Annotated in this window: 15 protein-coding genes and 2 pseudogenes; 7 read left to right on the forward strand and 10 right to left on the reverse strand. The window is 59.9% G+C overall.

From position 1 onward, the window contains the following. Nucleotides 1-39 precede the first annotated feature (39 nt). Nucleotides 40-1,338 carry a mechanosensitive ion channel family protein gene (locus tag AC1MEW_RS29485; RefSeq protein ID WP_480424550.1) on the forward strand — a complete coding sequence of 433 codons (1,299 nt, stop codon included), beginning with the start codon at nt 40-42 and terminating at the stop codon, nt 1,336-1,338. A gap of 35 nt (nt 1,339-1,373) precedes the next feature. On the opposite strand, the gene AC1MEW_RS29490 is transcribed toward AC1MEW_RS29485, so the two are convergent. The 4 genes from AC1MEW_RS29490 to AC1MEW_RS29505 form a co-directional block, all read right to left on the reverse strand. After that, a complete protein-coding gene (locus AC1MEW_RS29490; RefSeq protein ID WP_480424552.1) occupies nt 1,374-1,889 on the reverse strand; it encodes a MepB family protein in 516 nt (171 codons plus the stop codon). Continuing rightward, nucleotides 1,886-2,764 carry a carboxylate/amino acid/amine transporter gene (locus AC1MEW_RS29495; protein WP_201255733.1) on the reverse strand — a complete coding sequence of 293 codons (879 nt, stop codon included), beginning with the start codon at nt 2,762-2,764 and terminating at the stop codon, nt 1,886-1,888. The genes AC1MEW_RS29490 and AC1MEW_RS29495 overlap by 4 nt, the downstream gene beginning before the upstream one ends. A 345-nt stretch (nt 2,765-3,109) precedes the next feature. Further along, complete coding sequence (locus AC1MEW_RS29500; protein ID WP_201201588.1) at nt 3,110-3,709, reverse strand: FMN-dependent NADH-azoreductase; 600 nt, start codon at nt 3,707-3,709, stop codon at nt 3,110-3,112. Nucleotides 3,710-3,859: 150 nt separating this feature from the next. After that, nucleotides 3,860-4,189 (reverse strand): 3-phosphoglycerate kinase, encoded by a 330-nt coding sequence (locus tag AC1MEW_RS29505; protein ID WP_480424554.1) that lies wholly within the window; start codon nt 4,187-4,189, stop codon nt 3,860-3,862. A gap of 49 nt (nt 4,190-4,238) precedes the next feature. Here AC1MEW_RS29505 and AC1MEW_RS29510 point away from each other — a divergent pair, with 49 nt between their 5' ends. The 5 genes and pseudogenes from AC1MEW_RS29510 to AC1MEW_RS29530 form a co-directional block, all read left to right on the forward strand. Continuing rightward, nucleotides 4,239-5,162: a PA3225 family LysR-type transcriptional regulator gene (locus AC1MEW_RS29510; RefSeq protein ID WP_201195155.1), complete on the forward strand. Its 924-nt coding sequence runs from the start codon at nt 4,239-4,241 to the stop codon at nt 5,160-5,162. A 14-nt stretch (nt 5,163-5,176) separates the two neighbouring features. Next, entirely contained in the window at nt 5,177-5,980 is an 804-nt protein-coding gene (locus tag AC1MEW_RS29515; protein ID WP_480424556.1) for an alpha/beta fold hydrolase, read from the forward strand. A gap of 3 nt (nt 5,981-5,983) precedes the next feature. Further along, the gene (locus tag AC1MEW_RS29520; protein WP_201201583.1) at nt 5,984-6,541 is read left to right on the forward strand and encodes a peptidylprolyl isomerase; all 558 of its coding nucleotides are present in this window, start codon (nt 5,984-5,986) and stop codon (nt 6,539-6,541) included. An 85-nt stretch (nt 6,542-6,626) separates the two neighbouring features. Next, nucleotides 6,627-8,459 carry an ABC transporter ATP-binding protein gene (locus AC1MEW_RS29525; protein ID WP_480424558.1) on the forward strand — a complete coding sequence of 611 codons (1,833 nt, stop codon included), beginning with the start codon at nt 6,627-6,629 and terminating at the stop codon, nt 8,457-8,459. 218 nt (nt 8,460-8,677) lie between these two features. After that, nucleotides 8,678-8,809, forward strand: a pseudogene (locus AC1MEW_RS29530) (aquaporin); the annotation flags it as partial. A gap of 21 nt (nt 8,810-8,830) precedes the next feature. On the opposite strand, the gene AC1MEW_RS29535 reads toward AC1MEW_RS29530, so the two are convergent. The 4 genes from AC1MEW_RS29535 to aceK form a co-directional block, all read right to left on the reverse strand. Further along, nucleotides 8,831-9,955 carry a GNAT family N-acetyltransferase gene (locus AC1MEW_RS29535; protein ID WP_201201578.1) on the reverse strand — a complete coding sequence of 375 codons (1,125 nt, stop codon included), beginning with the start codon at nt 9,953-9,955 and terminating at the stop codon, nt 8,831-8,833. Nucleotides 9,956-10,297: 342 nt separating this feature from the next. Beyond that, nucleotides 10,298-11,419: a beta-ketoacyl-ACP synthase III gene (locus AC1MEW_RS29540; protein ID WP_201201572.1), complete on the reverse strand. Its 1,122-nt coding sequence runs from the start codon at nt 11,417-11,419 to the stop codon at nt 10,298-10,300. Between the two features lie 379 nt (nt 11,420-11,798). Beyond that, a complete protein-coding gene (gene hrpA, locus AC1MEW_RS29545) occupies nt 11,799-15,710 on the reverse strand; it encodes an ATP-dependent RNA helicase HrpA (RefSeq protein ID WP_480424560.1) in 3,912 nt (1,303 codons plus the stop codon). Between the two features lie 234 nt (nt 15,711-15,944). Then, entirely contained in the window at nt 15,945-17,666 is a 1,722-nt protein-coding gene (aceK, locus tag AC1MEW_RS29550; protein WP_201201567.1) for a bifunctional isocitrate dehydrogenase kinase/phosphatase, read from the reverse strand. A gap of 286 nt (nt 17,667-17,952) precedes the next feature. Here aceK and AC1MEW_RS29555 point away from each other — a divergent pair, with 286 nt between their 5' ends. Then, nucleotides 17,953-18,861: a DMT family transporter gene (locus AC1MEW_RS29555; protein ID WP_201255735.1), complete on the forward strand. Its 909-nt coding sequence runs from the start codon at nt 17,953-17,955 to the stop codon at nt 18,859-18,861. Nucleotides 18,862-19,039: 178 nt separating this feature from the next. Here the strand turns inward: AC1MEW_RS29555 and AC1MEW_RS29560 are convergent. Together AC1MEW_RS29560 and AC1MEW_RS29565 are read right to left on the reverse strand one after the other, a co-directional pair. Further along, nucleotides 19,040-19,341, reverse strand: a pseudogene (locus AC1MEW_RS29560) (hypothetical protein). Between the two features lie 502 nt (nt 19,342-19,843). Further along, nucleotides 19,844-20,707 (reverse strand): DMT family transporter, encoded by an 864-nt coding sequence (locus AC1MEW_RS29565; protein WP_480424561.1) that lies wholly within the window; start codon nt 20,705-20,707, stop codon nt 19,844-19,846. Between the last annotated feature and the right edge of the window lie 84 nt (nt 20,708-20,791).

The following is a 20,791-nucleotide window of genomic DNA, read 5'->3' on the forward strand; positions in this document are numbered from 1 at the left end:
ATCGCCCCGTCGCAACCTACAGAAGAATCGTTTTTACCCATGGATATGAAACAGCTCTGGCTCAATGCCCAAGACCTTTGGGGCGCCCTCGACCAGCACCCACTCCTGCATTCCAGCCTGGCGCTGATCCTGCTTTTAGTGGTGGCATTGGTCCTCGGACGAGTGGCGCGCTACCTCATTCTTCACGCGACCAAAATGCTCGGCCGCCAACCCGCGCTGCACTGGATCAACGACCTACGACACAACAAGGTCTTTCATCGGCTGGCGCAAATGACGCCGTCGCTGGTGATCCAGTTCGGCCTGTACTTGGTGCCGGAACTGAGCAAAACCAGCCTGATCTTCCTCGGCAACGTCGCCCTCGCCTTCACCATCCTGTTCCTGCTGCTGGCGGCCAGTGCCCTTCTCAGTGCGTTGCTGGACATCTACGCCCGCACCGAACACGCCCGCACCCGCTCAATCAAAGGCTACGTGCAACTGACGAAAATGGTCTTGTACGTGCTGGGCGCGATCATCATCGTCGCCACGTTGATCGACCGCTCGCCGCTGTTGCTGCTCTCGGGTCTGGGTGCGATGTCGGCGGTGATTCTGTTGGTCTACAAGGACACCCTGCTGTCGTTCGTCGCCAGCGTGCAACTGACCAGCAACGACATGCTGCGGGTCGGTGACTGGATCGAAATGCCGCAAGTCGGCGCTGACGGTGATGTGGTCGATATCACGCTGCACACGGTCAAGGTGCAGAATTTCGACAAGACAATTGTGTCGATCCCGACCTGGCGCCTGATGTCCGAATCGTTCAAAAACTGGCGCGGCATGCAGCAGTCCGGTGGACGACGGATCAAGCGCAGCCTGTTCATCGACGCCAGCGGCGTGCGGTTTGTGCGCGATGACGAAGAGGCGAAACTGGCCCAGGTGCACCTGCTGACCGACTACATCAGCCGCAAACAGGCAGAACTCAAGGCCTGGAACGAAGCCCAGGGCAACGTCGCGGCAATGTCAGCCAACCGCCGGCGCATGACCAACATCGGGACCTTCCGCGCCTATGCATTGGCGTATCTGAAAAGCCACCCGGAAATCCAGCCGAACATGACCTGCATGGTCCGCCAGATGCAGACCACCGCCCAAGGCATCCCGCTGGAAATCTACTGCTTCACCCGCACCACCGCGTGGGCCGATTACGAGCGGATCCAGGGCGATATCTTCGATTATCTGCTGGCGGTGCTGCCGGAGTTTGGGTTGAGTTTGTATCAGCAGCCGAGTGGCGGGGATCTACGGTCCGGGTTGCTGCCGGCGGTGCTGGGCGCGAGCCATATTCCCGAGCCGGAAAAACATGTCATGTAGCACCAAAATCCCCCTGTAGCTGCCTTCGGCAGCTCCTACAGGTTTTTTGTGTTCAGCCCGAAGAGTCGGCGCACTTCAACGGCGTCGGCATTACCGCTCTGGTCCAGCGCAAGGAAATACTTGAGCTGCCATTGCTGCGTCTTGATCGCCTGCTTGGCCACGGGTTTGACCCAGGGTGGATAGACGCGAATCGCGCGCTTGCCGCCTTCACCGCCAATCGACATAACCCCTTTGGCCGCCAATACCTCCCGGTCAAACACAAACTGCCCGCAGTGCGTTGCATCAGCAACACTCACCACCACAATGACCACGCCATCGCCGACGTCGAGCGGTGCAATCTCGCTGGCCGGCGTCGGCCGTTTCCACAGCGTGACGAACTGGCCAATCTTGGTCGGCGTGGTTTTCGCTAAGCGAAAGACAATCGTCTGGCCATCGAGGCCAAAGCGACAGGCGCCGTACTCGGCACTCTCTTCCTCGCGTCGGGCCTCGTGCGTTAACGTCATGCCTGCGGGCTTGTAGACCTGCTCGATGGTAGCGATCAGATCTTTCATTGTCGTTCCTGCGCGGGCAGAGCTTCTCGTCTGACGCCCAACCGACTAATCCACACCGCCATCAAAATTACCGATCCGCCAAGGAACAACCGCCCCAACTCTTCATGTTGATTCCAGATCAACAAATTGATCAGCAACCCCACTGGCACATGCAGGTTGTTCATCACCGCCAGCGTCCCGCCATTGACCAGGCACGCACCTTTGTTCCACCAGTACAAACCCAGCGCCGTCGACACCAGCCCGAGGAACACCAGCACGCCCCATTGCAGCAGCGCTTCAGGCAGGAAGTTCTGTTTGCCGAACAGCAGGAACGCCGGCAACGCCACCGCCAATGCACCGAGATAGAAGTAACCAAAGCGCCGGTAATGCGGCAGATCACTCGGGTGACGCGCCACCAGATGCTTATAAAGCACCTGCCCGGCGGCGTAGGTGAAGTTGGCCAGTTGCAGCAGCAGGAAACCCATGAAGAAGTCCGGGTTGATCCGGTCGTAGCGAATCACCGCCGCGCCCAGCACCGCCACCAATGCCGCGACCAATGCCCACGGATTGAAGCGCCGGTTCAACGCATCCTCGATCAACGTCACGTGCAGCGGCGTGAGGATGGTGAACAGCAGCACTTCCGGCACCGTCAGCACCCGAAAGCTCAGGTACAGGCAGACGTAGGTCACGCCGAACTGCAACGCGCCGATCAGCAACATGCCGCGCATGAAGGCAGGCTCGACCGAACGCCAGCGCGTCAGCGGAATAAACACCAGCCCGGCCAGCAACACGCGCACCAGCACCGCAAAGTAGCTGTCGACATGACCGGCCAGGTATTCGCCGATCAAGCTGAAGGAAAACGCCTGGATCAGCGTGACAAAAAGTAGATAGCCCATGCTCGCCTCGTTTTGAATGGCGGCGACGATAGCGGGTTTTACTCTTCACCGCGAATCGTCAGACCACACACAAATCCACTGTGGGAGCGGGCTTGCTCGCGAAGGGGCCGTGTCAGTCAACATCAATGGTGAATGACACACCGTTTTCGCGAGCAAGCCCGCTCCCACAGGGGTCGTGTGCCAACTCATCAAATCCCAGACAAAAAAAAGCCCGATCTCGCTAAAGCGTTCAATCGGGCTACACACTCAGGAGCAACAAGTGCAAAGGGAGGTCGATGCGCGTACAGGCTTGAAGGGTTGCGCCAGGTCACTAGACCATCCAGCGATTATCTGGCGATTAACGGATCAGGCGACCTGGGAAAGCTTGGCGTTGGCCTGGTTCAGGCCCTTCTCCTGGAAGTCGCCGCCCAGGTTCATGCCTTCGGCGTGAATGAAGGTCACGTCGTGGATACCGATGAAGCCCATGACCTGACGCAGGTACGGTTCCTGGTGATCCGCCGGGCCGCCAGCGTAGATCCCGCCGCGAGCAGTCAGCACGTAGGCACGTTTGCCGGTGAGCAGACCTTGCGGGCCGGTGTCGGTGTACTTGAAGGTCACGCCGGCACGCAGCACGTGGTCGAGCCAGGCTTTAAGGGTGCTCGGGATCGCAAAGTTGTACATCGGCGCAGCCATGACCAGCACGTCGGCGGCCAGCAATTCGTCGGTCAACTGGTTGGAGCGATCCAGGGACGCCTGTTCGATGTCGTTGCGTTGTTCGGCAGGTTTCATCCAGCCGCCCAGCAAGTTGATGTCCAGATGCGGCACTGGATTAACGGCCAGGTCACGAACGGTGATCTGATCGGCCGGGTGTGTAGCTTTCCATTGGCTGATGAAGGTCTGGGTCAACTGACGGGAAACCGAGTCTTGCTGACGGGCGCTGCTTTCGATGATCAGAACGCGGGACATGGGATGTAGCCTCCATCTGAGAATACTGTAAGTCGATGGAGTGGAGATTAAACAGAGTCATATCGATGAAAAAGCGCAAATAACTGCTATAAAGCATCGATAAATTCGTTTATAAGCGGAGCATGCCCAGTGGGCCTGCTCCGCAGGACGTCATTTTTGGGTGCAGGTCAGATCGATTCGCATCTTGATAATGGTCCGGGTGAACTTGGCGGTAGCGTTGGTGTGCTTGCCGGCAGGCACATCGATATTGCGGGTTCGCGGCGCTTCCGGGCCATTGTTGAAAACCACCTTACAGATTGCGTCGGTGGTGCCGAAGTTGTTCACCTGAATGGAGGCCATGTCGCTATCCGTGTCATAGGAGTTGTAGTCGATGCTCAAGCCATTGAGCGTTTTCTGAACATCGATCGGATAGGCAAACGCAGTCAGCGGCAGCATCACCAGCAGCGCACAACCCGATACCACACAACAGAATTTTTTCATTCGGCAGTCTCCAATAAGGACTGCCAGCTTAGGACAAGAGGAGCTCATCATGAAAGCGCCCCGCGTGACCCTTGATCAATGGCGAACGTTGCAGGCCGTGGTCGACCACGGCGGTTTCGCCCAGGCCGCCGAAGCGCTGCACCGCTCGCAATCCTCGGTGAGCTACACCGTGGCACGCATGCAGGACCAGCTCGGTGTGCCGCTTTTACGTATCGACGGCCGTAAAGCAGTGCTCACCGAAGCCGGCGGCGTGTTGCTGCGCCGTTCGCGGCAATTGGTGAAACAGGCCAGCCAACTGGAAGACCTGGCCCACCACATGGAGCAAGGCTGGGAAGCGGAAGTGCGGCTGGTGGTCGATGCCGCTTACCCGAGCGCCCGCCTCGTCCGCGCCTTGACCGCGTTCATGCCGCAAAGCCGTGGCTGCCGGGTGCGCTTGCGTGAAGAAGTATTGTCGGGTGTGGAAGAAGTCCTGCTCGAAGGCGTGGCCGACCTGGCCATCACCGGTCTCAGCATTCCCGGTTACCTGGGCGCCGAATTGAGTGACGTGGAATTTGTCGCCGTCGCTCACCCCGAACACCCGCTGCATCGCCTAAACCGCGAAATCAACTTCCAGGACCTGGAAACCCAGATGCAAGTGGTCATCCGCGACTCCGGCCGCCAGCAGCCACGGGACGTTGGCTGGCTCGGTGCCGAACAGCGCTGGACCGTCGGCAGCCTGGCCACGGCCGCCACGTTCGTCGGCAGCGGGCTGGGTTTTGCCTGGTTGCCTCGGCACATGATCGAACGGGAATTGAAGGAAGGTACGCTCAAGCTGCTACCGTTGGACCAGGGCGGCAGCCGCAACCCGAGCTTTTATCTGTACTCGAACAAGGACAAACCCTTGGGCCCGGCGACGCAGATCCTCATAGAATTGCTGCGCACCTTCGACACCGCGCCGCTGGATGCGCCCTTCGCCGCCCCAGAACAAGCCTGACACGGAGTTTTTGCATGGCCTATTTCGAACATGAAGGTTGCAACCTGCACTATGAGGAATACGGCCATGGCACTGCGCTGCTATTGGTCCACGGGCTGGGTTCCAGCACTCTGGACTGGGAAATGCAGATCCCGGCGTTATCCGCCCACTACCGGGTGATCGTCCCGGATGTGCGCGGCCACGGTCGCTCGGACAAACCTCGCGAGCGCTATAGCATCGCCGGCTTCAGCGCCGACCTGATCGCACTGATGCAACACCTGAACCTCGGGCCGACCCATTACGTGGGCCTGTCCATGGGCGGCATGATCGGTTTTCAACTGGCCACGGATCAGCCGCAACTGCTCAAGAGCCTGTGCATCGTCAACAGCGCACCCGAGGTCAAACTGCGCAGCCGCGACGATTACTGGCAGTGGTTCAAACGCTGGAGCCTGATGCGCGCGCTTAGCCTCGGCACCATCGGCAAGGCCTTGGGTAGCAAGCTGTTCCCCAAACCGGAACAGGCCGATTTGCGACAAAAAATGGCCGAGCGCTGGGCAAAAAACGACAAACATGCTTATCTCGCCAGCTTCGATGCCATCGTTGGCTGGGGGGTTCAGGAACGACTTTCCAATGTGACCTGTCCAACCCTGATCGTCAGCGCCGACCGTGACTACACGCCGGTAGCGCTGAAAGAAACCTATGTAAAACTGCTGCCCGATGCGCGGCTGGTGGTGATCGCCGATTCGCGCCACGCCACCCCGCTGGATCAACCCGAACGTTTTAACCAAACCCTGCTCGAGTTTCTCACCGCAGTCGACACCACTACTCAGGATCACTGACCCATGTTGAAAAAAATCGCCCTCGTCGCCGGCTCCGTACTGTTTGCCGCCAACCTGATGGCTGCAACGCCTGCCAAGGCGCCACACGTTGAGTTGGTCACCACCAACGGCACCATCGAAATCGAACTGGACCCGGTCAAGGCGCCGATCAGTACCAAGAACTTTCTGGATTACGTCAACAGCGGCTTCTACAACAACACGATTTTCCACCGCGTGATCCCGGGCTTCATGGTTCAGGGCGGCGGTTTTACTCAACAGATGACGCAAAAAGACACCAAGGCGCCGATCAAGAACGAGTCCAAGAACGGTTTGCATAACGTCCGTGGCACGCTGTCCATGGCCCGCACTTCCGATCCGGATTCGGCCACCAGCCAATTCTTCGTCAACGTCAAAGACAACGACTTCCTCGACAGCGGCGACGGCTATGCCGTATTCGGCAAAGTGGTCAAAGGCATGGATGTGGTGGACGTCATCGTCAACTCGCCAACCACCACCAAAAGCGGCATGAAAGATGTGCCGGCCGATCCAGTGTTCATCAAGTCGGCCAAAGTCATCAACTAAGCTTCATTGGATGTTTTGAGCGGCTGTCGCTTTGCGGCACCGCTCACACTGTTCAAAGGAGAGCCCCAGCGCGGGCGGAGAACCAATGCTTTATCGCCGTTTTGAAAGACTGATCGACATCTTCCGCGATGCACCGACGGCGGCTCCGCCGGATCGGGTTCTCCCCTTCTACACCTATTACTTGAAGCAGGTCTGGCCGAGTTTCGCCGCCCTGCTGGTCGTCGGCCTGTTCGCCTCGTTGATCGAAGTGGCGCTGTTCAACTACCTGAGCCGCATCATCGACCTGGCCCAAGGCACGCCGAACCCCAACTTCTTCCAGGACCACGCGCTCGAACTGACCTGGATGGTGGTGGTCACCTTGATCCTGCGCCCGATTTTCTTCGGCCTGCACGACCTGCTGGTGCATCAAACCCTGACGCCGGGCATGACCAGCCTGATTCTCTGGCAGAACCACCGCTACGTGCTCAAACAGAGCCTGAATTTCTTCCAGAACGACTTCGCCGGGCGCATCGCCCAGCGCATCATGCAAACCGGCAACGCCCTGCGCGACTCCGCCGTGCAAGCCGTGGACGCCTTGTGGCATGTGCTGATCTACGCCATCAGCGCGCTGGTGCTGTTTGCCGAAGCCGACTGGCGCCTGATGATCCCGCTGATCACTTGGATCGCAGGCTTCATTGGTGCACTTTATTACTTCGTGCCACGGGTCAAGGATCGCTCGGTGCAGTCTTCCGATGCGCGCTCAAAACTCATGGGGCGGATCGTCGACGGCTACACCAACATCACCACCCTGAAGCTGTTCGCCCACACCAATTTTGAACAGCAGTACGCCAAGGAGGCCATCAAGGAGCAAACCGAAAAAGCCCAGTTGGCCGGCCGTGTGGTCACCAGCATGGACGTGGCCATCACCAGCATGAACGGCCTGCTGATCGTCGCCACCACCGGCCTGGCCCTGTGGTTGTGGTCTCAGTCACTGATCTCGGTCGGCGCGATTGCCCTGGCCACAGGCCTGGTGATCCGCATCGTCAACATGTCCGGCTGGATCATGTGGGTAGTCACCGGCATCTTCGAAAACATCGGCATGGTCCAGGACGGTTTGCGGACCATCGCCCAACCGGTCAGCGTCACCGACCGCGAGCAGGCCAAACCGCTGGCCGTGGCGAGTGGCGAAGTGCGTTTCGAGCAGGTGGATTTCCACTACGGCAAGAAGAGCGGGATCATCGGCGGCCTTAACCTGACGATCAAACCCGGTGAGAAAATCGGCTTGATCGGGCCGTCCGGTGCCGGTAAATCGACCCTGGTGAACCTGTTGCTACGCCTCTATGACGTGCAGGGCGGGCGAATCCTCATCGATGGCCAGAACATCGCCGAGGTCGGCCAGGAAAGCCTGCGCGAACGCATCGGCATGATCACCCAGGACACCTCGCTGCTGCACCGCTCGATTCGCGACAACCTGCTTTACGGCAGGCCCGACGCCACCGACGCCGAACTCTGGGAAGTGGCGCACAAGGCCCGGGCTGACGAGTTCATCCCGTTGCTCTCGGACGCCGAAGGCCGCACCGGCTTCGATGCGCATGTCGGTGAGCGTGGGGTGAAACTTTCCGGCGGCCAGCGTCAGCGGATCGCTATCGCCCGGGTGTTGCTCAAGGACGCGCCGATCCTGATCATGGACGAGGCCACCTCGGCGCTGGACTCGGAAGTCGAAGCAGCGATCCAGGAAAGCCTGGAAACCCTGATGCAGGGCAAAACCGTGATCGCCATCGCCCACCGCCTCTCGACCATCGCCCGGATGGATCGGCTGGTAGTGCTGGAAAACGGCAAGATCGCCGAAACCGGCACCCACGCTGAACTGCTGGCCCATGGCGGGTTGTATGCGCGGTTGTGGCAGCACCAGACGGGTGGGTTTGTCGGGATTGATTGAGACCTGAAGATCAAAAGATCGCAGCCTTCGGCAGCTCCTACAGGTGTACGCCGATCCAATGCAGGAGCTGCCGAAGGCTGCGATCCTGGTGCCAGCCGCCCTTTCCAAAAAACCAAAAAAACCGCCACAACCCGCTAACCACGGGCCTTGGCGGTTTTTTATGGCCTGCTGGATTTCCGCAAAAACCCTGCCGTACTCAGCCAAGGTTCTGGAGATGAGCCGTCTCGGTCGGGTTGTTCGTCGGTGGTCGATTCCCCACCCGTGAACTGCCCGCCTACATCGTCGCCCAAGTGATTGGCGGGATCATCGCGGCGACATTGCTCTACTACATCGCCAGCGGCAAGGAAGGCACCTGAGGCCCGTGGCGAGGATCAGGCTTGCCGATAAGGCAAGGCGGTCCTCGCTTCCTCGGCATACGCCAGGACCCCGACACGTTCTTGCTGCAAAAAGTCTTTGACGGCTGCTTTCAAACCGGGATGACGCAGGTAATGCCAGGAATGGGTGATCACCGGTTCGAACCCACGAATCAACTTGTGCTCACCCTGCGCCCCGGCGTCAAAACGCTGGAAACCATTGGCAATGGCGTAATCCATGCCCTGATAGAAACAGGTTTCGAAATGCAAACGGTCGTACTCCGCCAGGCAACCCCAGTAACGGCCGTAGAAACTGTCGCCACCCACCAGGCTGAACGCCATGGCCACCGGCCGTGAGCCTTGTTTGGCCAGCACCACGCGAATCGACTCCGGCATGCGCTCGGCCAACAGGCTGAAGAACTCCCGCGTCAGGTACGGCGTTTGTCGACGCACCGCGTAGGTATTGGCATAGCAGGCGTAGACGAAATCCCACTGCGCCTGGGTCAGTTGCGCACCCTCAAGCCATTCGAACTCAATGCCCTGCCCGGCCACTTGCTCGCGTTCCTTGCGCATCTGTTTGCGCTTGCGCGAACTGAGCGCGTCGAGAAAATCCTGGAAGTCCCGATAACCGCGGTTCTGCCAGTGATACTGACAGCCGATGCGCTGCAACCAGCCGGGTTGTTCGGCCAATGCTGCGTCAGTAAATGGATCGGTGAAGTTGATGTGCGCGCTGGAGAGTTCTTCGATTTCCAGATACCCCGGCAGGCTTTTCAGCAACTCAAAGCCATCCTCGACATTGGCCGCCAGCAAACGCGGCCCGCTGACCGGGCTGAACGGCACGGCGGTCAACAGCTTGGGGTAATACTCGATACCGGCACGCGCACAGGCATCGGCCCAAGCGTGGTCGAACACGTACTCGCCATAGGAATGCCATTTGCGATAACTGGGCAATGCAGCGATCAGGCGGTCGCCTTCGATGTGCAGTAAATGCTCAGGCTGCCAGCCTGAATGCGGGCCGACGCTGCCACTGTCTTCCAGGGCGCAGAGGAAAGCGTGACGCAGAAACGGCTGATTTTCAGGTACCAGCGCGTCCCACGTTTGCGGCGCGATTTCGGACAGACTTTCCAGACGTTGCAGCGGCATCGACATTCTCACTGTTGCTTTGCGTGACAGCTTGGCGAGTATCGCTTATCACCATACTTTCCACACCCTTCATCCGCCCACAACGCTCTGGATCAATGGGTGCCTGTTTTTGGAGTGTCGGGGTCTACCCGGCCACCGCATTCCTCCTGACAGACCGCACTCGCTGACTGTGCGACTGCTTCGCAGCCGAGCGGGAGCAAGCTCCCTCGCCACAAAAGCGCTGCCCACAAAAAAGATCGCAGCCTGCGGCAGCTCCTACGCCGACCGGGCTCAACCGCAATATTGCGTTGAAACCCGACCCTGTAGGAGATGCCGCAGGCTGCGATCTTTTTAAGCGTTAACTCAGCGCTTGCGCAGAATCACACTACCAATCGAATACCCGGCACCAAACGAGCTAAGCACCGCCAGTGAACCGCTGGCCAGATCATCCTGGTTCTTGTGAAACGCAATCACGGAACCGGCGGAGCTGGTGTTGGCGTAGGTGTCGAGGATCACCGGTGCTTCTTCTTCGCTGGCTTCGCGGCCCAGCAGTTTCTTGACGATCAAGTGGTTCATGCTGAGGTTGGCCTGGTGCAGCCAGAAGCGCTTCACGTCACCGACATTCAGCTTGTTCTCGTCCAGGTGCGTGGCGATCAGCTCGGCAACCATCGGGCACACATCGCGGAATACCTTGCGGCCTTCCTGCACGAACAGTTTGTCCCGGGCGCCAACGCCCTCTTCCGCCGCGCGGTTGAGGAAGCCAAAGTTGTTGCGGATGTTGTTGGAGAACTTGGTCAGCAGTTTGGTGCTGACAATGTCGAACTGGTACGGGGAGGTCGCCAGGTCGGCACGTTCGATGATCACCGCGGTGGCGGCGTCGCCGAAGATGAAGTGGCTGTCACGGTCGCGGAAGTTCAGGTGGCCGGTGCAGACTTCCGGGTTGACCATCAGAATCGCCCGGGCCTGGCCCAGTTGCACGCTGTTGGTAGCGGCCTGGATGCCGAAGGTCGCCGAGGAGCACGCGACGTTCATGTCGAAACCGAAACCTTGAATGCCCAGGGCTTCCTGGACTTCGATGGCGATGGCCGGGTAGGCGCGTTGCAGGTTGGAACAGGCGACGATCACGCCGTCGATGTCCGCGGCGGTCTTGCCGGCGCGTTGCAAGGCTTGCTCGGCAGCGCCGATGGCCATCTGGCAGAGCACCGACCATTCGTCGTTGGAACGCTCGGGCAGGCGTGGTGCCATGCGTTGCGGGTCCAGGATGCCGTCCTTGTCCATGACAAAGCGGCTTTTGATGCCGGACGCTTTTTCGATAAACGCTGCACTGGACTCGGTCAACGCTTCGATCTCGCCGCGCGCGATGGCATCGGCGTTGTCGGCGTTGAATTGCGCGACGTAAGCGTTGAAAGACTGCACCAGCTCTTCGTTGGAGATGCTGTTGGCCGGGGTGTACAGGCCGGTGCCGCTGATGACGACATTATGCATGGTCGTTTCTCTAATCTGTTCAGGCAGAAAGCGTTGGCACCGACGTACCAACACACAAAGGGTCTTTTCCCGTCCAGGGAAGCAAACCTGGCAACGCTTTATTCCGATCCGCGTGTGCCTGTGAAGGCTCAAAACTGCGGGGCCGGCGTTTATAGGCGCGAAGTTTGCCATAAACGCTGGGGTTTAGCCCCTTTTGCAAGCGCAACGGCATAGCTGTCAGGGCTTATGTGGCGAGGGGGTTTACCCCCGTCCGGCTGCGAAGCAGTCGTAAAACCGGCGCACTCGGTGCAACTGATGCACCGCGGTTGCAGGTTTTGGGGCGGCTTCGCCACCCAACGGGGGTAAACCCCTCGCCACAAAAGCCGGCTCCCGCAGGAGTTTATGGCTCTACTTGCGTCCACTGTTTGTTCAGACGCTTATCCGAAATCGGCACCTTGGTTCCCAATTGCTGGGCGAACAGGGAAACCCTGTATTCCTCCAGCCACCAACGATACAACTCCAGCTGCGGATCGCGCTTGCCTTCCTGGGCGTGTTTGTTGGCGCGAGTCTGATACTGCGTCCACAGGCCGGACAATTCGCCGCTCCAGACCCGATCCCGCTGCACTTGCGCGCCGATTTTCTCGAAGCGCTGCTCGACCGCTTTCAAATAACGCGGCAGTTCCTTGAGCCACTGCATCGGGGTTTCCCGGACAAAACCTGGATACACCAGATGACTGAGCTGCTGCTTGATGTCATTCAGGGCTACGGCCTGCGCCAGATCGATCTTGCCCTTGAAGCGTTTTTGCAGCCCGTGCCAGAGCTTGAGAATCTCCAGCGTCAGCTTCGCCAGACGTTCGGCGTGCTCAGTCCAGCCACCGCGCTTGCGCTCGGCCAACGACGCCAAACCGGCGCCATCGCGGGGCAACGGATCTTCGCCGTCGAGAATGCAGCTGTCGAGGCTGGCCAACAGGATGTCCTCCACCAAGGCATCGATGCGCCCCAGCTCCCGGTACATCAGCCCCAGCTCAGTCAACCCCGGCAACTTGCCGCGCAGGAACTTCGCCGGCTCGGCCAGTTGCTGCATCAGCAAGCGCTGCAACGCGCGGCGATGCTGGAACTCGGCTTCGGCCGGGGTCGAGAAACGTCCTTCCTTGACCGTGCCCGCCTCCTCCACCAGCGCCGGATACACCGTCATCGACAGCCCGGCGATCTTCTGCTGGGTTTTCTCGGCGACGGCCGCAAAGACTTTCGGCTCCACCGGTTGCTGGTTTTTCGCGGTTTGCGGAACGGCCAATGCAGCCTGGCTCGCTTCAGCGAAGCGTGCGGTCAACTCGGCCAGATCACGCCCCTCGCCAAGGAACTTGCCTTGGCCATCGACGATTTCCAGGTTCATCCGCAGGTGGCTGTCGACCTGTTGCGAAGCTTCCGCCCAGGCTTCATCGCTGACCCGCGCCCCCGTCATGCGCAGCAGTTCGCGGCCCAGCGCCTGAGGCAGCGAGCCCTCGGCGAAGGTCATGCGCTGCAACGCGGCTTTGACGAAGTCCGGCACTGGCACAAAGTTCTTGCGCAGGGCTTTGGGCAGGTTGCGGACCAACGCGATGCACTTGGCCTCGATCACGCCCGGCACCAGCCATTCCAGGCGTTCCGGCGGCAGCATCGGCAACAGCGGCGCCGGAACGCGCAGGGTCACGCCGTCGCGCGGGTGATTCGGTTCGAAGTGGTAGCTCAGCGCCAACTCCAGATCACCGATGTGCAAGGTGTCCGGATAATGCAAGGCGGTGACTTCACTGGCCTCGCGGGCCAGCACGTCTTCTTCGCGCATGATCAGCAGTTGCGGGTCTTTTTGGCTGTTGACCTTGTACCAACTGTCGAAGGTCGCGGTCTGGTGAATCTCCGCCGGCAGTCGCGCGTCGTAGAAGGCGAACAGGGTTTCTTCATCGGCCAGGATGTCGCGACGACGGGCCTTGGCCTCCAGTTCGTCGAGCTGTTCCAGCAACTGCGCATTCGCTGTCAGGCACTTGGCCTTGGACTGAATCTCACCGCGCACCAAGCCTTCACGAATGAAAAACTCGCGAGACACGACGGGATCAATCGGCCCGTAATGCACCGGCCGGCGCCCGACGATGATCAGCCCGAACAAGGTGATCTGCTCAAACGCCACGACCTGGCCGCGCTTCTTCTCCCAATGCGGTTCGAAGTGGTTTTTCTTGATCAGGTGCCCGGCCAGCGGCTCGATCCAGTCGGCGTCGATCTTGGCAACCATCCGCGCATAAAGCTTGGTGGTTTCCACCAGTTCGGCGGCCATCAGCCATTGCGGACGCTTCTTGCCCAGACCTGACGAGGGGTGAATCCAGAAGCGCCGCTGACGGGCGCCGAGGTAATCACCGTCTTCGGTTTTCTGGCCGATCTGGCTGAGCAACCCGGACAGCACGGCTTTGTGCAGTTTCGGGTAATCGGCCGGCTCTTTGTTGATGGTCAACTGCATGTCGCGGCAGATCAGGCTCAACTGACGGTGCGAGTCGCGCCATTCGCGCAGGCGCAGGTAATTCAGGAAATTCCTGCGGCACCAGTTGCGCAGCGGACTCGCCGTCAGCGCCTGGCGCTGCTCTTCAAAACCACGCCACAAATTGACCAGCCCGGCGAAGTCCGAGTCCACGTCTTTCCATTGCGCGTGCGCCTGGTCAGCGGCTTGCTGACGTTCCGGCGGACGTTCGCGCGGGTCTTGAATCGACATCGCACTGGCGACGATCAGCACTTCCTGCAAGCTGCCGAGCCTGGCCGCTTCCAGCAGCATGCGGCCCATGCGTGGGTCCACCGGCAAGCGCGCCAGATTGCGCCCAAGCGGGGTCAACTGACTGTTGCGGTCGACTGCCGACAACTCTTGCAGCAGGTTGAAACCGTCGCTGATGGCCTTGCCATCCGGCGGCTCGATAAACGGGAAGTCGGTGATCTCGCCGAGGCGCAGATGCAACATCTGCAATATGACCGCCGCGAGGTTGGTCCGCAGAATCTCCGGATCGGTAAATTCCGGGCGGCCAATGAAATCTTCTTCGCTGAAAAGGCGAATGCAAATGCCCGGCTCGACTCGCCCGCAACGACCTTTACGCTGGTTGGCACTGGCTTGGGAAATCGCTTCGATGGGCAGGCGCTGGACCTTGGCGCGGTAGCTGTAACGGCTGATGCGCGCGGTGCCGCTGTCGATCACGTAACGAATGCCCGGCACGGTCAGCGAGGTTTCCGCAACGTTGGTCGCCAGGACCACCCGGCGCCCTGGGTGCGACTGGAAAATCCGCTGCTGCTCGGCCGGCGACAAACGTGCGTAGAGCGGCAGGATTTCGGTGTGCTTGAGCTGAGCCTTGCGCAGCATGTCCGCCGCGTCGCGAATCTCGCGCTCGCCGGGCAGGAACACCAGCACGTCGCCTGGGCTCTTGCCTTCGCTGCGTTCGAACGCGGCAATTTCGTCGAGGGTGGCGAGGATCGCCTGGTCCACCGTCAAGTCGTCTTCTACGCGGTTGCCCTCCTCGTCCTGCTCAAGGGTCAGCGGGCGATACCAGGTTTCCACCGGGAAGGTCCGGCCCGAGACTTCAACGATTGGCGCGTCATCGAAATGCTTGGAGAAGCGCTCCAGGTCGATGGTCGCCGAGGTGATGATGACTTTCAGGTCCGGGCGACGCGGCAGCAGGGTTTTCAGGTAGCCGAGCAGGAAGTCGATGTTCAGGCTGCGTTCGTGGGCTTCGTCGACGATGATCGTGTCGTAGCGTTCGAGGTAGCGGTCGTTCTGGGTTTCCGCCAGCAGGATGCCGTCGGTCATCAGTTTGATCAGGGTGTTGGAATCGCTCTGGTCCTCGAACCGCACCTGATAACCGACCAGCGCGCCCAACGGCGTCGACAACTCTTCAGCCACCCGGCTCGCCACACTGCGCGCAGCAATTCGACGTGGCTGGGTGTGGCCGATCAGGCCATGTTGGCCGCGACCGATTTCCAGGCAAATTTTCGGCAACTGGGTGGTTTTACCCGAACCGGTTTCGCCGGCAATGATCAGCACCTGATGCTTGAGCAGCGCTGCCTTGATTTCGTCGCGCTTGGCGGCGATCGGCAGGCTGTCGTCATAACGAATCACCGGCAGGCTGGCGCGCCGCGCCAACACCTGATCACAGGACGCCTGCATGCGCGTCACCCACTGGGCCAACTTGGCTTCGTCAGGTTTCTTGCGCAGCTCAAGCAACTGCCGCCGCAGCCGGTGGCGGTCGGCGAGCATGGCGTGATCGAGGTTTTTCAGCAGTTTGTCGATGGAAGGCGATTCGTCAGTCATCAGGTACGCAATAAGTCGTCTAGTGGCGCAAGGGGGGCGATTGTCGCAGATTTGGAGCACTGAACACGACTGTGAAGCGCTTTTGTGGCGAGGGGGCTTGTCCCCGTTGGGTTGCGAAGCGACCCTAAAACCATCCACCGCAGCGTTTCAGATATATCGCGATGACCTGATTACGACTGCTTCGCAGCCGAACGGGGGCAAGCCCCCTCGCCACAGGGTGTTCGCTTGAGTGAGTTATTCGTTATCGAAGCCTTTGCGCCGATACGGGAAAACGTCGATCACTTTGCCTGCCCGAATCGCCTCTTGCAGGCTCTTCCAGTAATCGGCGTTGTACAACTCGCCATGCAACTGATCAAACAACCGCCGCTGCCCCGAATCGGCAAACAAAAACGGTGGAAACTCCTCGGGAAACACATCCAGCGGCCCGATCGAATACCACGGCTCGGAGGCCATTTCATCTTCCGGTGTGCGCGGTTGCGGGATGTGGCGGAAGTTGGCTTCAGTCAGGAAGCAAATCTCGTCGTAGTCATAAAACACCACGCGTCCGTGCCGGGTGACGCCGAAGTTCTTCAGCAGCATGTCGCCAGGGAAGATGTTCGCCGCCGCCAGTTGCTTGATCGCCAGGCCGTAATCTTCCAGCGCTTCGCGGACCTGCGCCTCGTTGGCGTTTTCCAGGTAGAGGTTCAGCGGCGTCATCCGCCGTTCGGTCCAGCAGTGGCGAATCAGCACGGTATCGTCTTCGACCGACACCGTGGACGGCGCCACATCGAGCAGTTCTTCAAGGCACGCCGGCTCGAACTTGCTCAGCGGAAAACGGAAGTCGGCGAATTCCTGGGTATCGGCCATGCGCCCGACACGGTCGACGCTTTTCACCAGCCGGTACTTCTCGATCACCGTGGCCCGGTCGACGTTTTTCGACGGCGAGAAACGGTCTTTGATGATTTTGAATACGGTATTGAAACCCGGCAGGGTGAACACGCTCATGACCATGCCGCGCACACCGGGGGCCATGATGAACTGGTCGTCGGTGTTGGCCAGGTGATTGATCAGCGCCCGGTAGAACTCGGACTTGCCGTGCTTGTAGAAGCCGATCGAGGTGTACAGCTCGGCGATGTGCTTGCCCGGCAGGATGCGTTTGAGGAAACCGATGAACTCCGCCGGCACCGGCACATCGACCATAAAGTACGAGCGGGTGAACGAGAAGATGATCGACACGTCCGCTTCATCGGTGATCAGCGCATCGATCTGAATGCCGCGACCTTCGCGGTGCAGCAATGGAATCACCAGCGGCCATTGTTCGTCCTGGGTGTAGATGCGCCCCACCAGGTACGCGCCCTTGTTGCGGTAAAGCACCGAGGAGAACAGTTCGACGGACAGTTCCGGGTCTTTGCAGACCCAGTCCGGCAGGTTCTCGCGCAGTTGCGCTTCGAGCCGGCGCAGGTCGCCGGCCAGGTCGGCGTAATCCTCGCTGAAACGGTAGTCGGCAAAGATGCTCGCCAACATTTCCGACAAGTGCCCCTGAGGCTTGTAGGTGCGGGTTTGCGCAGCCCTGGCCCGGCGCAGGCTCGGCCGGGTGGTGTGGATGAACATGCAGCCGTCGCTAATGAGGTCGTGGCTGAACAGCCCGCAGAAGATCGAGTTGTACCAGGTCTCGGACAGTTCATCGTCGAACCGCAGGTCGATCAGCGTGATGTAGGCGCTTTTGACCAGCGGCCAACTGCTGACGTCCATCAACGTGTCGGTCTCGAAGGACGCCCGCAGGCGCTCCACCGTCTCGCCGACTTTATCTTCGTACAGATTGATCCGCGCCGCCGACGCCGATTGCGTCTCCTGCCACTGGGCCTGCTCGAAGCGGGCCCGGGCGCCGTCAGTGATCTGGCGAAAATGCTCGCGGTAGTCGTCAAAGCCATCGAGGATCATTCGAGCGATATCGGCGGCTGGCCAATGCTGCGGCATGGTGAGACCTCTGCGGAATTCTGGAAGCCTGAGCTTAGCCAGTGAACCCGGTGCAGGAGAAGCGTAATTTTTGCCATTGATGTCGATAGTCGAGCGGGCCTTTGCGACAGTTTTTTAATCGACCATCAGGTCAGTAAACAGTCCAGCCGGTCACGTCGGCGCCGCTTGACCGATTCTCCTGCACACCGCCAATCTCACTCGCCTCATCAATTAAATGCCCGATTTACGGTTGCCATCGTCAGGGCTCTCGGCAACACTTCCGTCCCCATAAAGGAAGGAGTGCACCGTGAGCCCTGTCGATATTGTTCGTTTACTGTCGCTGGCGGCAATCTGGGGCGCGAGCTTCCTGTTCATGCGCATCATCGCCCCGGTGATTGGCACTATTCCCACGGCGTTTTTCCGGGTGTCGATTGCAGCGGCCGGTTTGCTGGTGATCCTCGGGCTGATGCGCATCAGCTGGGATTTCAAAGGCAAACTCAAGACGGTGATGCTGCTCGGGGTGATCAACTCCGGGATTCCGGCGACCCTGTATTCCGTGGCCGCGCAAGTGCTGCCGGCCGGCTACTCGGCAATCTTCAACGCCACTACGCCGTTGATGGGCGTGCTGATCGGCGGGTTGTTCTTCCATGAAAAACTGACTGCGGCCAAGCTTGGCGGAGTGTTCCTCGGGCTGTTTGGTGTTGGCGTCCTGACCCGTGCCGGCCCGGTGGCGTTCGATATGCAACTGCTGATGGGCGCCCTCGCCTGCTTGCTGGCGACGACCTGCTACGGCTTCGCCGGGTTCCTCGCCCGCCGCTGGCTCGATCAGGCCGGCGGTCTCGACAGTCGTTTGTCCGCGCTGGGCAGCATGCTGGGTGCCACGTTGTTCCTGTTGCCGTTGTTCGGCTACAGCGTGATCAGCAATCCACCGGCGAGCTGGGGCGGCTGGAATGTCTGGCTGTCGCTGCTGGGGTTGGGGCTGGTGTGTACCGCGTTTGCGTACATCGTGTACTTCCGGTTGCTGAGTTCGATCGGGCCGGTGAAGTCGATGACAGTAACCTTCATGATCCCGCCGTTCGGCGTGCTGTGGGGCGCGCTGTTGCTGGATGAGCCGTTGTCGATGGCGCACATCTATGGCGGGGTGTTGATTGCCGCGGCGTTGTGGCTGGTGTTGAAACCGGCGGTGGTGAAGGTTGTGGAATTGGCGGAGCGGTAATCAATCCTGAGCCAGATGAATATCCTGTGGGAGCGGGCTTGCTCGCGAAAGCGGTGTGTCATGCAGCATTAATGTCGACTGACACGGCCTCTTCGCGAGCAAGCCCGCTCCCACAGTTTGATCTCGGGTGTTCACACAATCACTGTGGGAGCGAGCCTGCTCGCGAAGGCGTCAGCCGCTACACCGCCGCTTTAAACCCTTCTTCGCGCTGCAACGCCCGCGCCTGGATCACATTGAGAATGGCGCAACCTTCGCGCGTCAGCAGGTGCACCGCCCGGGTGACGCGGTCAGGTCGCAGTCGGAAATACCGGTGAGGTTGAGGCTGGACAAGGTGTCGGTCAGATCGCGGACCACGGTGAAGCGGTGCATGGCGCAGGCGGCCATTTCGCTGAGTTCTCGGTGGGTGTTGATGTAGAGCACTGGGTTGTCGGCGTCGTAGGTGTCGATGGGAAGGTAGCGCGGCATGATTTGGTCGTGCATGGGTGTAACTCCAAATAGAGCTACCACCGTTCGCGGCCAAGCGAAAAAGGTGGCAGCTGTGTGCGGGTTGGCCGACCGGCACACCCAACCCCGGCACACCCGAAGGTGTCCCGCGCACAGCTGCCATCACACGACATCCAGACATGAAAATGTCTGAACAATGACGCTGGTGCGTTTGGTGTGATCGACCGGCCAAGGTCAGTTCGCGGTGTTTTCCGCGAGCCCAAACTATAGGGGTCGATACCGAAACGCGGCAACAGGGTACGTCGTAGGAAACGTCTTGGAAAGTTGTGCGCCGCTGCAGGATCGCCCACCCCGCTGTAGGACCACTAATTCCCGCCCATACAAAATCCCTGTGGCGAGGGGGTTTACCCCCGTTCGGCTGCGAAGCAGTCGCCAATCGGCAGATGCGGTGCACCTGAATAAACACGGCAGCAGGTTCTGGGGCCGCTTCTCAACCCAACGGGGTGGTGCGGCATTCCGACAAGCCCCCTCGCCACAATCAGCGAGACTGCCGGAACACAAACACCAATCCGACAATGATCAGCAACATCCCCAGCACGCTCAACATTGCCAGCCGATTACCAAAAATCAGGTAATCCATCACCGCCGTCACTGCCGGCACCAGGTAAAACAGGCTGGTGACATTCACCAGATTGCCCCGCGCAATCAGCCGATACAGCAGCAACGTCGCCAGCACCGACACCACCAATCCCATCCACAACACCGGCACGACAAACCCTGCGCTGTGTTCGAAGTGGAACGGCTGGAACGGCACGAAAATCCCGCACAGCAACAGCCCGGCCAGGTACTGCACCGGCAGCGTGCCGAGCGGGTTTTCAGTGATACGTTTTTGCATGATCGAGCCGAAGGTCATGCTCGCCAGCGCCAGCAATCCAAAGAGCATCCCGGCCAACGACATCCCGGCCAGACCGATGCCTTGATAAACCACCATGATCAACCCGGCCAAACCCAGCGCCAGACCGAACATCCGACTGATTGAGCGCTGACGTTCCATGATCACCACGGTCAGGATCGGCTGCACGCCCATGATCGTCGCCATCACGCCGGGTGTGACTTTAAGGTCCAAGGCCAGCAGATAGAAAATCTGATAAGCCCCCAGCAACACCACGCCGGTGGCCATCGCGTACAACATCGGCTTGCCGCCCTTGGGCAGTTTCAGCTTGAGCAACGGTGCCAGCAGCAGCAACCCGCACAGGGCGATGGTGAAGCGGATCAGCAGGAAGGCAAAGGGTGAGGCGTGGGCCAGGCCCCATTTGGAGAAGATCGCCCCGCTGCTCCACAGCAGAACGAACAGGCTCGTGGACGCCGCCGCGAGCGCGGATTTTTTCGAAAGGACAAACATGAAATACCACCTGTCATCAGGCAAATAAAAAGCCAACTCAGCCGAAGCTGAAGTTCAGTAGTTTTTTCAGACGGACACTTTTCA

This window comes from Pseudomonas sp. ASL4 (assembly GCF_056680395.1).